Source organism: Nocardioides sp. 31GB23 (genome assembly GCF_040012395.1).
Classification (GTDB): Bacteria; Actinomycetota; Actinomycetes; order Propionibacteriales; family Nocardioidaceae; genus Nocardioides; species Nocardioides salarius.
In genome coordinates, this window is record NZ_JBDYKJ010000005.1 from 25,307 (window position 1) to 37,556 (window position 12,250).

10 protein-coding genes are annotated in these 12,250 nt (G+C 73.5%); 2 read left to right on the forward strand and 8 right to left on the reverse strand.

The window, feature by feature from the left end; translation table 11 throughout:
• The first annotated feature begins 46 nt into the window (after positions 1-46).
• A complete protein-coding gene (locus ABKW28_RS02450) occupies positions 47-562 on the forward strand; it encodes a MarR family transcriptional regulator (RefSeq protein ID WP_348606109.1) in 516 nt (171 codons plus the stop codon).
• A 24-nt stretch (positions 563-586) separates the two neighbouring features.
• Here the strand turns inward: ABKW28_RS02450 and ettA are convergent, their stop codons facing one another.
• From ettA to ABKW28_RS02475, 5 genes are all read right to left on the reverse strand, one after another.
• Positions 587-2,269 (reverse strand): energy-dependent translational throttle protein EttA, encoded by a 1,683-nt coding sequence (gene ettA / locus ABKW28_RS02455; RefSeq protein WP_348606110.1) that lies wholly within the window; start codon positions 2,267-2,269, stop codon positions 587-589.
• Positions 2,270-2,322: 53 nt separating this feature from the next.
• Complete coding sequence (ssb, locus tag ABKW28_RS02460) at positions 2,323-2,763, reverse strand: single-stranded DNA-binding protein (protein WP_193667805.1); 441 nt, start codon at positions 2,761-2,763, stop codon at positions 2,323-2,325.
• A 182-nt stretch (positions 2,764-2,945) separates the two neighbouring features.
• A complete protein-coding gene (locus ABKW28_RS02465; protein WP_348606112.1) occupies positions 2,946-4,592 on the reverse strand; it encodes a GTPase in 1,647 nt (548 codons plus the stop codon).
• A 74-nt stretch (positions 4,593-4,666) separates the two neighbouring features.
• A complete protein-coding gene (locus tag ABKW28_RS02470; RefSeq protein WP_348606113.1) occupies positions 4,667-6,430 on the reverse strand; it encodes a GTPase domain-containing protein in 1,764 nt (587 codons plus the stop codon).
• Positions 6,427-7,548, reverse strand: coding sequence for a PrsW family intramembrane metalloprotease (locus ABKW28_RS02475; protein WP_348606115.1), 1,122 nt, complete (start codon positions 7,546-7,548; stop codon positions 6,427-6,429). The genes ABKW28_RS02470 and ABKW28_RS02475 overlap by 4 nt, the downstream gene beginning before the upstream one ends.
• Positions 7,549-7,630: 82 nt before the next feature.
• Here ABKW28_RS02475 and ABKW28_RS02480 point away from each other — a divergent pair, with 82 nt between their 5' ends.
• Entirely contained in the window at positions 7,631-9,052 is a 1,422-nt protein-coding gene (locus ABKW28_RS02480) for an aminopeptidase P family protein (RefSeq protein WP_348606116.1), read from the forward strand.
• Between the two features lie 12 nt (positions 9,053-9,064).
• Here the strand turns inward: ABKW28_RS02480 and ABKW28_RS02485 are convergent, their stop codons facing one another.
• The 3 genes from ABKW28_RS02485 to ABKW28_RS02495 all read right to left on the reverse strand — a co-directional run bounded on the left by ABKW28_RS02485 (position 9,065) and on the right by ABKW28_RS02495 (position 12,215).
• Positions 9,065-10,405, reverse strand: coding sequence for a HAMP domain-containing sensor histidine kinase (locus ABKW28_RS02485; RefSeq protein ID WP_348606118.1), 1,341 nt, complete (start codon positions 10,403-10,405; stop codon positions 9,065-9,067).
• 17 nt (positions 10,406-10,422) lie between these two features.
• On the reverse strand, positions 10,423-11,535 hold the full coding sequence (locus ABKW28_RS02490; protein ID WP_348606120.1) for a cytochrome P450: 1,113 nt from the start codon (positions 11,533-11,535) through the stop codon (positions 10,423-10,425).
• Between the two features lie 260 nt (positions 11,536-11,795).
• Positions 11,796-12,215, reverse strand: a complete 420-nt coding sequence (locus tag ABKW28_RS02495; protein ID WP_193667799.1) for a response regulator — start codon at positions 12,213-12,215, stop codon at positions 11,796-11,798.
• Positions 12,216-12,250 lie beyond the last annotated feature (35 nt).

Here is a 12,250-nt window from a genome sequence, read left to right on the forward strand (position 1 = left end):
CCTGGGGTGTGCCGCTGGGCGCCGAGGCGGCACTAGGATGACGGGCGTGACCAGCACCGAGACCTCCCCCAGCCGCGTCACCGGCCGATGGCTCGACGCCGACCAGCAGCACGCCTGGCGCGGGCTGGTGATGGGCTCGACGCTGCTGTTCGACCGCCTCGACGACGAGCTGCGGCGCGAGTGCGGGCTCTCCCTGACCGAGTACGAGATCCTGGTGCGGCTCTCGGAGCGCGAGGGCCGCCTGCGGATGGCCCAGCTGGCCGACGCGCTGGCGCACAGCCGCAGCCGGGTCACCCACACCGTGGCCCGCATGGAGAAGGCCGGCCTGGTCGAGCGGCGCACCTCGCCCGAGGACGGCCGCGGCATCGTGTGCTGGCTGACCCCGTCGGGTCGTCAGCTCCTCGAGCAGATCGCGCCGATGCACGTGGCCGGCGTGCGCGAGCACTTCATCGACCGGGTCGATCCCGACGACCTGGCCGCCCTGGGCCGGGCGATGAACGCCGTGGCCGACGCCCTGGTCGCCTGCCACCCCGAGATGGAGATGCGACAGCCGGGACCCTGAGGTCCCGGCCGCCGTCCTGCTGCCTCAGTCGCGCGTCAGGCGCCGGTGGGTCACGCGGTGCGGGCGGGCCGCCTCGGCGCCCAGGCGCTCGATCTTGTTCTCCTCGTAGGAGGCGAAGTTGCCCTCGAACCAGAACCAGCGGGCCGGGTCCTCGTCGTCGCCCTCCCAGGCGAGGATGTGGGTGGCCACGCGGTCGAGGAACCAGCGGTCGTGCGAGGTGACCACGGCGCACCCGGGGAAGTCGAGCAGCGCGTCCTCGAGCGAGGACAGGGTCTCGACGTCGAGGTCGTTGGTCGGCTCGTCGAGCAGCAGCAGGTTGCCACCCATCTTCAGGGTCAGCGCCAGGTTGAGACGGTTGCGCTCACCACCGGAGAGCACGTTGGCCTTCTTCTGCTGGTCGGGCCCCTTGAACCCGAAGGAGGCCACGTAGGCACGCGAGTTCATCTCGAAGTTCGCGACCTTGATGAAGTCGAGGCCGTCGGAGACGACCTCCCACACGTTCTTGGTGGCGTCGAGGCCGCCGCGGCTCTGGTCGACGTAGGAGATCTTGACGGTCTTGCCGACGTTGAGCTCGCCCGAGTCGGGCTCCTCCTGGTCGGTGATCATCCGGAACAGCGTGGTCTTGCCGACGCCGTTGGGGCCGATCACGCCCACGATGCCGGCCCGCGGCAGCGAGAACGACAGGTCGTGCATGAGGGTGCGGCCCTCGAAGCCCTTGGTCAGGTTCTTGGCCTCGAGCACGACGTCACCCAGCCGCGGCCCGGCCGGGATGTTGATCTCGGAGGTGTCGATCTTGCGCATCCGGTCGGCCTCGGCCGCCATCTCCTCGTAGCGGGCCAGGCGCGACTTGCTCTTGGCCTGGCGGGCCTTGGGGTTGGAGCGGACCCACTCCAGCTCCTTCTCGAGCATCCGGGCGCGCTTGGCGTCCTTCTGGCCCTCGACCTTGAGCCGGTCCTTCTTGGTCTCCAGGTAGGTGGAGTAGTTGCCCTCGTAGGGGTGCGCCTGTCCCCGGTCGAGCTCGAGGATCCACTGGGCGACGTTGTCGAGGAAGTACCGGTCGTGGGTGACGGCCAGGACGGCGCCGGGGTAGTTGGCCAGGTGGCCCTCGAGCCACTGCACCGACTCGGCGTCGAGGTGGTTGGTGGGCTCGTCGAGGAGCAGCAGGTCGGGCTGCTCGAGCAGCAGCTTGCACAGCGCCACCCGGCGTCGCTCACCACCGGACAGGTTGTCGACCAGCGCGTCGGCGGGCGGGCAGCGCAGCGCGTCCATCGCCTGGTCGAGACGGCTGTCGAGGTCCCAGACGTTGGCCGCGTCGAGCTCGCTCTGCAGGTCGCCCGCCTCGCTGGCCACCTTGTCCTGGTCGGCGTCGGGGTCGCCCATCATCATGTAGAGCTCGTCGAGCCGCGCCATCTTGGCCTTGGTCTCGGCGACGGCCTCCTCGACGTTCTCGAGCACGGTGCGGCCCTCGGTCAGCGGGGGCTCCTGCTGGAGCATGCCGACCGTCGCGCCGGGGTCGAGGATCGCGTCGCCGTTGTTGGCGTGGTCGAGCTGGGCCATGATCTTCAGCAGCGACGACTTGCCGGTGCCGTTGGGGCCCACCACGCCGATCTTGGCGCCGTGCAGGAACGAGAGGGTGACGTTGTCGAGGACGACCTTGTCGCCGTGGGCCTTGCGCACGTTGCGCAGTGTGAAGACATATTCCGCCATGCCGCCGAGCGTAGTTGCTCCGCGGCCCGACGGCTCCCCTGGGTCCCCCCGGCTCAGGCCGCCGCGTGACCGACGTCGCCCGCGCCCGGCGCCTCCTGCGCCACCGTGCCCGCGGGGTCCGTGGAGCGCTGGCGTGGCGTGCGGGTGAAGACCGAGGTGCCCCTGGTCAGGTCGTGGCCGACCAGGACGGCGTCGACCTCGATGGTGGTCACCTCGACACCCGCCTGGTTGGTCCAGACCCGCGGCAGCAGCCGGCCGTGGACCACCACCGGGTCGCCGCGCCGCAGCGAGGAGGCGCAGGTCTGGGCCAGCGTGCGCCAGGCGTTGACGGTGTACCACTGGGTGACGCCGTCGACCCACTCCCCCGTACCGCGATGGAAGCGACGGGGCGTGGTGGCCACCCGGAAGCTGGCCACCGCGCTGCCGGCCGCGTCGCGCACGGTCACGTCGCCGCCCAGCCAGCCCTGCAGCGTCACGGTCGTCTCGTTGAGCATGTCGTCCTGCCCTCCTGCCCGGTGCCGGGCGCTCCCGCCGGGACGGTGCGTCCGCGGCACGACCACTCTGGGCCGGCTCGCCAGGTCGCGGCGCCCGTGGTCGGCGGCCGGTGCAAGCGCGTGGCGCGAGCGGCGCCCTGTGCACGCACAGTGGCCTCGAGACGGGCCGGGAGGCAGGACGCTCAGCGCGTGGCGAGCGCCTTGGAGAGACCCCCGCGGGCCCGGGTGTAGGCCTCGAGCTCGGCCTCGACCGGGCTGACGACCAGCTCGTGCGCCACCGCGCCGACGTTCTCGCGCAGCCGGGTGTCGGCCACCGATGCCCGGCGCCGGGCGGTGCCGGCGACCAGGCCGCGGCACACCAGTGCCAGCAGCACCCCGAGCCCGACGCCGCCGAGCAGCAGGATGAGCGGGAGCGCGACACCGGCGTACACCGGCGTGTCGTCGAGCGTGCCGGACAGCGCGGTCGCGACGGTCCACGCGGCGCCGAGCAGGGCGGCCACCACCAGGACCCACTGCAGCACCCGCACCACCCCGGCCCAGACCGGGATGCGGGAGGCCTGCAGGTCGACCCCGCGCAGGGCGTCGTCGAGGCGGTCGCCGATCTCGGGGAGGCGCTGCACCGAGGCCCGGCGCACGGCGTCGGCCCACGGGCGCCCGAGCCCCTGGGTCGTGTCGTCGGCCAGCGCACGCACCTCGGAGTCGACGCGGGCACGCTGCACCGACGTCGTCCCGGGCACCGCGCTCTCGGCCCCGCGCAGCGCCTTGGCGGAGCCGCCCAGGTCGAGCTGCAGCCTCTTCAGCGGGTCGGGGCGCAGCCGGCCCACCCACGACACGAGCGGCCAGCCGGTGGCGCGTCCGGCCCGCAACCGCGTCGAGCGCTCGACGGCCTCCACCACGGTCGGCACCCCCGCCGCCTCGGCGAAGGCGTCCTGCAGCGCACGGACCCGCTGGTCGGACAGGGCCCGCGTCGGTGCGTCGCCGCCGGCCTCCTGGAGGCGGGCGGCGGCCGCCCGCACGTCGGACTCGATCCGCTCGGCGGTCATCTTCTTGGCCCGCACCCGCGACTCGATCTCGCCACGCAGCTCGTCGAGGCCGATGCCCTGGCGAGCACTGACGCCGATCACCGGCACCCGGCCGAGGCCGTCGGCCTCCAGCAGGCGGCGGACGTCGGCGAGCATGGCCTCACGCCCGTCGGCCGGCACCGTGTCGATGTGGTTGAGCACCACCACCATGACGCCCTCGTGGGTCTTCAGCGGCGCGAGGTAGCGGTCGTGGATCGCCGCGTCGGCGTACTTCTGCGGGTCCAGGACCCACACCAGCATGTCGGCCAGGGCGACCAGGCGGTCGACCTCGAGGTGGTGGGAGACCTCGGTGGAGTCGTGGTCGGGCAGGTCGAGGAGCACGACGCCCTCGAGCGCCTGCGACTCGCGTCGGGTGTCGAGCATCGAGTCGCGCGTGGTCTGGTGGCGCGGGGGGATGCCGAGCCAGTCGAGCAGCTCACCGGCGCCGTCGCTGCCCCACACGCAGGCGGTGGCCCACGAGGTGGTCGGGCGGCGTACGCCGACCGCCGACAGCTCGAGGCCGGTGAGGGCGTTGAAGGTCGAGGACTTGCCCGACCCCGTCGCCCCGGCGATGGCGACCACCGTGTGGCCGGCTGAGAGTCGCAGCCGGCTGGTGGCCCGGTCGACGACCTTCTCGGCGTCGCCGACCAGGGCGTCGTCGAGCCGCCCACGGGCCGCCTCGGCGGCCGTCGCGAGCCCCTCGATGCGGGCGCCGGTGTCGGTCCCACGGGTGACCAGCTTCTTGGCCCCCTCGAGCAAGGACGTCATGATCTCCCACTCAGCGTGCGGTCAGTGCTGGGCGACACCCTAGGGTGCCGCTCCAGCCGTGTGGTGGTCAGGGCTCAGCCCTGCCGTGGTGCGGCCGCGAAGCGGACGTCGTCGACGCGACGCGCCGCCTGCCGCAGCTGCTCGGCGGCGTCGGGCGCCAGGCCCAGCGCGTCGACGAGTGAGGTGAAGCGCTCGCGCTCGCTGTCGAGCAGGGCCGTGATGCGCTCCTCGAGCATCCCGCGGGCCCGCACGGCCAGGCCGCGCACGGCCTGGTCGCCGAAGACGGCCTCGAGCAGCTTCTGGCCCAGCGCCGCCGACCCGCCGGCGATGCCCGCCTCGGCCCCGGTGAGACCGGCGGTGTGGGTGAAGACCACGACCATGAGCGCGACCGAGAGGCCGTTGACCCCGAAGGCCAGGAACCGGGCGGTGGAGCGCTTGTCGGCCCCCTCGGCCTTGACCAGCTCGAGCACGTCGCCCTGCCAGTCGCGCACCGCACGCTCGGCCCGTCGCCGCAGCTCGCGCGAGGCGCGTCCGATGTCGGGACCGGCCTGGGCCAGCAGGCCCACGCCGGCGGCGTGCTGCTGCCAGGCGGCCTCGGCCCGTTCGGCGGCCTGCTCGGCGTGCTCGAGGATGAGCAGCTCGAGGCCCGACTCGACCGCCACGGTGACCCGCTCGGCCTGCTGCGGCTTGCCCTTGACCGCGTTGACCACGCGGTCGCGCAGCCAGCCGACGCGGTTCTCGAGCGACTTCAACAGCTCGCCGGTGCCGACGAACTCCTGCCACCGCGCCAGCACCTCGCCACGCAGGAGAGTGCCGTCGGCGGTGGCGCGCACCGCGTCGGCGACCGCGCGCTCGTAGGCCCGGTCGGCCTCCTCGCGCAGCGTCGCCGCGGTGCCCACCTGCACGGCGGCCGCGTCGGCCACGGGGTGCACGTGGTGGGTGATGCTGCGGATCGCGCCGTCGAGGGTCTGCTTGACCACCGCCGCCCGGGCGCCGGCGTCGGAGGCCAGCGACTCCAGCCAGCCCCGCACGTCGGCGACGTGTCCGGCCGGGAGCAGCCCGGCCTCGTCGACGGTCCCCTCGTTGACCACGAACAGCGGGGAGTCCTTCAGCCCGCGCGAGGCCAGCATCCGGGCCAGGTGGGTCGAGACGGTCTGCACGGCGTCGGGGGCCGTGCGGTCGAGCACGACCGCGACGGCGGTCGAGCGGTCCGCGGCCTGCTTGAGGAAGCCCCACGGCACCTGGTCGGCGTAGCGCGCGGCCGAGGTGACGAAGAGCCACAGGTCGGCGGCGGCCAGCAGCTGGGCGGCCAGGGTGCGGTTGCGCTCCTCGACGGAGTCGACGTCGGGGGCGTCGAGGATCGCCAGCCCTTGCGGCACGGTGTCGGAGGGCACCAGCTGCAGCGCGTCGGGGTCGTTGGTCGAGTGCTCGACGCGACGCAGGTCGGGCAGCAGCCGGTCCTGGCCGAACCAGTGCCCGTCGTCGGGATGGTGCACCAGCACCGGGGAGCGGGTGGTGGGGCGCAGCACGCCCGGCTCGGTGACCCTGCGCCCGACGAGGGAGTTGACCAGGGTCGACTTGCCGGCACCGGTCGAGCCGCCCACCACGGTCAGCAGCGGCGCGTCGATGGTCATCACCCGCGGGATGACGTAGTCCTCGAGCTGGTCGACCATCTCCTGGTGCGAGGCGCGCACCTCCTCGACCCCGGGGAGGTCGAGGGGCAGGGTCGCGGCCTGGAGCGCGCCGCGCAGGCGCACCAGCGCGGTGAGCATCTGCGCGTCGTCGACCCCGGTGGGGCCACCAGGGCCGTCGGGGCTGGCGTCGTGCGGGGCTGTCATCGGGTCGGAACCACCTGTCCGGGAAAGGCGATGGACGGTCGTACGGCGCGGATGCGGGCGACGTAGTGCTGTCCTCGGAGTGCGAAGTCTGGCGGAGGAGTGCCCCGCAGGTAGCGATGATGCAGGAACCCGAGCTCGATCACCGCTTGCTGGTAGTCACGCATGGCCCGCTCCCCCGCGGCACCACCCAGCTGGCGGGCGTGGGCACGCGCTCGGCGGCGCGCCCCGAGGTCGACCACCCAGCCGATGTCGGTCGCCGGGAGCAGGCCCTGCCGGGCCGCGTCGCCGAGCGCGGCCGCGAGCATCAGGCGCTCCGAGCGCCGGGCCCACACGGCGATGGCGAACAGGCCCACCAGCGCGGGGAACATCAGCACCACGTAGACCGCGACGAAGCTGCCCATGCCGTAGATCGTCGAGCCGTTCCACAGCCCGTGGGCGAGCACGGCGAGCACGTAGCCCACCAGGGGGGCCAGCACCCGCACCACCGGTGAGCGCGACCCGACGGCCAGGCCCACGCCGATGCCGATGAAGGTGGTGAAGAACGGGTGCGCGAACGGGCTGAAGAGGCAGCGCACCACGAAGGTGGCCGTCAGGGCCTCGGTGCCACCCGGCCCCATCCCGTCGGTCCCGTTGTACGCCGCCGCGAGGTAGAGGATGTTCTCGACGAACGCGAAGCCGATGCCCACCATCCCGGCGTACACGATGCCGTCGAGGACACCGTCGAGCTCGGCCCGGCGCCACCACAGCAGCAGCACGAGGAAGGCGCCCTTGGACAGCTCCTCGGTGACCGGGGCGACCACGGCCAGGCTGGCGGCCTCGGTGACCCCGACGAAGAAGCCGCCGAGGCCCTGGACCAGCAGGGCCGCCGCGGTGGCCACGAACCCGCCCCACAGGAGCCCCAGGAGCAGCAGCGACCGGGGCTCGGGCTCGTAGCGGTCGAGCCACAGGTAGCACGCGACCAGCGGCCCCACCGGCAGCGCTGCGAGGGCGGTGGCCAGCACGAGCGTGCCCGGCCCGCCGGACAGGGCCACGACCAGCAGGATCGGCAGCGCGCCGAGCACGACCAGCCCGGTGACGACGGCCGTGAAAGCGACGTTGTCTCGACGGGCCGGCACCATGGCAGCAGAGCCTATCGGCAGCAGGCGCCGGGGCGGCCGCGCGGCATCGCCGGGCGTGAGCGGCCGACGTAGCATGACGGGCATGAGCGAGCAGAGCACCCCGGAGTCGACCGAGCCCAAGACCGAGTCGCACGACCCCGCCGTGCCTGCGGCCTACTCCGAGCTCATGCGCACCGGCTGGGGCGAGCGCGAGCTGGACCTGCCGCGCCATCCCGTCGCCGAGCTCGCCGCGCAGCGGCGCGCCCGCCTGGCCGAGGCCTTCGCCGGCGAGCGTCTGGTGCTGCCGGCCGGCACCTACAAGGTGCGCTCCAACGACACCGACTACCGCTTCCGCAGCGACACCGCGCACACCTACTTCACCGGCAACCTGACCAGCGACGCCGTGCTGGTGCTCACCGACGGCGAGGCGGTGCTCTACGCGCGCCCGCGCTCGGCCCGCGACACCGACGAGTTCTTCCGCGACCGCCAGTACGGCGAGCTGTGGGCCGGGCGCCGCCCCTCGGCGCGCGAGATCTCCGACTCCCTGGGCATCGAGGTGCGTCACGTCGACCGGCTCGCCGAGGACCTCGCGGTCACCGGGCCCAAGACCCGGGTCCACCGGGGGGTCTCCCCCCACGTCGACCGCCTGGTCGGTGCTGACGCCGGGCTCGACGCCGAGCTGGCCCGGGTGGCCTCGGAGATGCGGCTGGTCAAGGACGACTGGGAGGTCGCGCAGCTGCAGGAGGCCTGCGACGCCACCACCCTCGGCTTCGAGGACTCCGTCTCCGACTGGGCCAACGCGCTCAAGTACGGCGAGCGCTGGATCGAGGGCACCTTCTTCCGCCGCGCCCGGGCGATGGGCAACGACATCGGCTACGACTCGATCGTCGGTGGCGGCAAGCACGCCACGACCCTGCACTGGATCGAGAACTCGGGGCCGATCACGCCCGGCGAGCTGGTGCTGCTCGACATGGGCGTCGAGGGGCACAACCTCTACACCGCCGACGTGACCCGCACGCTGCCGGTCGACGGCACCTACACCGCCACGCAGCGCGAGCTCTACGACCTCGTGCTCGCCGCGCAGGAGGCCGGCATCCAGGCGGTGCGGCCGGGCACCCCGTTCGCCGACGTGCACACCGCCTCGATGACCGTGCTCGCGCACGGCCTCGAGGACATGGGACTGCTGCCCGTGCCCGCGGCCCAGGCCCTCGACCCCGACAGCAAGGTCTACGCCCGGTGGACCCTGCACGGCACCAGCCACATGCTCGGCATGGACGTGCACGACTGCGGCGCGGCCGCCCCCGAGTCCTACGCCAAGGGCTCCCTCGCCGAGGGCATGGTCCTCACCGTCGAGCCGGGCCTGTACTTCCAGGAGGACGACCTGCTGGTCCCCGAGGAGCTGCGCGGCATCGGCATCCGCATCGAGGACGACGTGCTGGTCACCGCCGACGGGCACCGCAACCTCTCGGCGGCGCTGCCGCGCAGCGCGGACGACGTCGAGGCCTGGATGGGCTCCCGCCTCTGAGCCGACCGGCTCTCAGCCGATCGGGGCCGGCAGGTCGATCCAGAAGGTCGACCCCTCGCCCGGCCGGGAGTCGACGCCCAGCCGGCCGCCGTCGCGCTCGGCGACGGAGCGCGCCAGCGACAGGCCCAGCCCGGTGCCGCGGACCCCGGGCTCGGCGAAGCGGACGAACGGCTCGAAGACCTGGCTCAGCTGGCGCGGCGTCAGGCCGGGGCCGGTGTCCTTGACGCTGATCCGCACCCGGGCCTCGCCCCCCTCACCGCTCGTGCTGGTGGCGGTGATGGCGACGGTGCCGCCGCGCCGGTTGTGGGCGACCGCGTTCCCGACCAGGTTCGTCAGCACCTGGCGCACCCCGGCCGGGGTGGCCGCGACGACCAGAGCGGGGTCGACGTCGGCGCCCACCAGGACCTCCGCCGTTGCCGCCGGGGTACGCACCCAGTGGACGACGTCCTGGACCGCCTCGGCGACCACCACGGTCTCGCGCCCGCCGTCACCGAGCAGCCTGGCGGTGCTGAGGAGGTCCTCCACGATCGCCAGCAGCTGCTCGCCGGCGCCGACGATGATGCCTGCGTCCTTGTGGACCTGGGTGACGAAGTCAGCCAGCCGCTCCACGTCCTCGACACCGGCGAGGTCCTCGGCGTCGCCCTGCAGTACCTCGGCATAACCGAGCACGGCACTGAGGGGCGTCCGTAGCTCGTGGCCGGTCGCTGCGAAGAACTGCTGCTGCACAGCGCTGACCTGGTCGCCGCGCACGATCGCATCGGCGAGGGACCGCCGAGCCGCCTCCGCCGACATCCGCGAGGTGAGGGCGGCGCTGAGCAGGCGCACGTCGGCCACGAGCACCTCGGACCAGGGGCCAGTCTCCTCGCTGCCGACCGAGAGGCTGCCGAACATGCTGGCGCCGCTCAGCAGGGCGTGGGTCATGCAGGAGTGGATGGAGCAACGGGCCAGCTCGCGGGCGTCCTGCGCCGCCTCCGGCGGCAGCAGGTCGACGTCGGCCAGCACTGCGACGTGCCGCCTGGACTGCTCGGAGATCCACGGCATGGTCAGCGCGTCCTGTGGTCCGGCGTCGGGCCCGGGCAGGACCGTGCAGGCCGAGCCGGGTCGCCGCCACTGCCGCAGCCAGGCCCGAGCCCCCAGGTGCACCCACGAGCTCTCGTCGGCGGGGCTGAAGGTCGTCAGGGCGACCGCGACCGCACCGACGCGCGGATCGGTGAGGGCGTGCTCGGCCAGACGCTCGAGTGCCTCGTCGACCTCGACCTCCGCGCGCAGCACGTCCTGAGCCAACCGGACGGCGGCGGCGCTGGGGCGTGCCGACGCGGGGACCACCTGCAGGCCCGCCCTCATCACGCTCATCCCTCCCCCCTCCACGCTCACGAGATCTCGACCAGCGCGGGTCGAGGAAAGATACCGCGGGACTGGTCCACGTACGCAGGCGATACCAGGTCGAGGCGGTGAGCAGCCGCCCACGACGTCAGCTCCGTGAGCTGCGCCAGGCCCACCGTGCGCCCCGGACAGGCGTGCGGGCCGGCCCCGAAGGGCAGCCACGCGCCGGGGCGGGCGGTCGCGTCGTCCCATCGTCCCGGGTCGAGGACCACGCGCTCGGCACCGCGGTCGCACTCCCCCGCCGGAACGAGATCGGCAAGCCGGCCCAGCAGCAGGGGGCTGACCAGGACGACGCCACCCTCGGGCAGCCGGACGCCGGCTAGGGTCGTCTCGCGGCGGGTCACCCGCGCGGTGACCCACGTCGGCGGGGCGACCCGCAAGACCTCCCAGACCACCTGGACCGGTGCCAGGCCGCCGGTGTGCAGGCGGTCCTGAACCTCGGGGCGCTCGGCAAGGCCGACGAGCAACCAGGCCCCTGCGGCCACCGGCACCTGGGTTCCGGCGGCCAGCACCGTGGCGGTGCCCGGCGGATCGGCTGAGCCCAGCTGAGCCAGGAGCGTCTCGAGCCGGTGGCGGGCGCCGTCCTCGTTGCGGCGCGCGCGGGACCAGGCACGCAGCGGCCGTGGGCTGGCGATGACCGGCCCCAGGGCGTCGACCCAGGCGAGCACCGCGTCAGCGACCCGATCGCGATCGGATTCCGCGAGGCCCGGGAGCGTGGCCACGGTCGTCGAGCGCGCCACGGGTCCGCGGAGCAGGGCCATGGCGTCGTGCTGCGCACCGACGGCGTGCGCGAGCTCCAGGTCGAGCTCGGTGCGCATCACGGCGGCGGCCCGGGCCGCCCGTTCGTGGGACAGCGGCGCGACGACCCCGTGCGGCGAGCGGCCGCGCATCTCCGCGCGCCGCACCGCGCGCCGGCTCACGTCGACAGGGAAGTCGTAGGTGGCGGGGTCGGTGAGGACGGTCCGGGCCTGGTCCAGAGTGGTGGCTACCCAAGGGCCGTGGCGGCCCAGGGCGCGGGGCCGGTCGTTCCCCGCCGCACGCAGCACGGCACCGAGACGACCTGGGGTGTCCTCGGTGCCGTGCTCGAGCGCAGACGTCATCCGCCCGCGACTCTGGTGGTGGGCGCGCTCAGCGGCCCGGACGCCAGCCGTACATGGCGGCGACCTGGCGCGCGACGCGCCGCTTCTGGATGAGCTTCAACATGGATGTTCCTCCCTTGGTGGTGCGGTGACATGACAGTCCCGAGAACCACCGCACGGTCCCTCCCCGGCGGCTGCGGTCAGCATAGTGAGCGCACAGCCTCGGCGACCATCAAAATCATTTACTCGCACCCACGACCACCCCTTCAGTCCTGACCGCCTCAGCGGGGCTGGGCGAGCTCCTCGAGCAGGTCGAGCAGCTGCTGCTTGCGGAAGGGCTTGGGCAGCACGGCGTCGACCCCGAGCTCGTGCAGGGTCGGACGCTTGTCGCCGGCCCACGCACTGACGACCACGACCCGCAGGTCGGGAGCGACATCGGGGTGCGCCCGCAGCCAGCGCACCACCTCCTCGCCGCTCATCCGGGGCATGGAGAGATCGAGGAACATCACGTCGTACGGCGCGGCCGCGAGCACCTCGACGGCGTGCTGGCCGTCCTCGGCCTCGTCGGCGCTGTGCCCCAACCGGGTCAGCATCCGCACCATGATGTCTCGGATGTCCTCCTGGTCGTCGACGACCAGGAAGCGCCACCCGGCCCCGTCGGGGGAGGTGGCGCCAGTCCCCGAGCCCTGCGACGCATCCACGTCAGGAGCCTAGCGATCTTTACGCGCGCCGCAGG

What these genes read in the sequence shown, in the direction of transcription:
- ettA (WP_348606110.1), bottom strand. Translation starts at nt 2,269, where the DNA reads ATGGCGGAATATGTCTTCACACTGCGCAACGTGCGCAAGGCCCACGGC.
- ssb (WP_193667805.1), bottom strand. Translation starts at nt 2,763, where the DNA reads ATGCTCAACGAGACGACCGTGACGCTGCAGGGCTGGCTGGGCGGCGAC.
- ABKW28_RS02465 (WP_348606112.1), bottom strand. Translation starts at nt 4,592, where the DNA reads ATGACGTCCTTGCTCGAGGGGGCCAAGAAGCTGGTCACCCGTGGGACC.
- ABKW28_RS02470 (WP_348606113.1), bottom strand. Translation starts at nt 6,430, where the DNA reads ATGACAGCCCCGCACGACGCCAGCCCCGACGGCCCTGGTGGCCCCACC.
- ABKW28_RS02475 (WP_348606115.1), bottom strand. Translation starts at nt 7,548, where the DNA reads ATGGTGCCGGCCCGTCGAGACAACGTCGCTTTCACGGCCGTCGTCACC.
- ABKW28_RS02480 (WP_348606116.1), top strand. Translation starts at nt 7,631, where the DNA reads ATGAGCGAGCAGAGCACCCCGGAGTCGACCGAGCCCAAGACCGAGTCG.
- ABKW28_RS02485 (WP_348606118.1), bottom strand. Translation starts at nt 10,405, where the DNA reads ATGAGCGTGATGAGGGCGGGCCTGCAGGTGGTCCCCGCGTCGGCACGC.
- ABKW28_RS02490 (WP_348606120.1), bottom strand. Translation starts at nt 11,535, where the DNA reads ATGACGTCTGCGCTCGAGCACGGCACCGAGGACACCCCAGGTCGTCTC.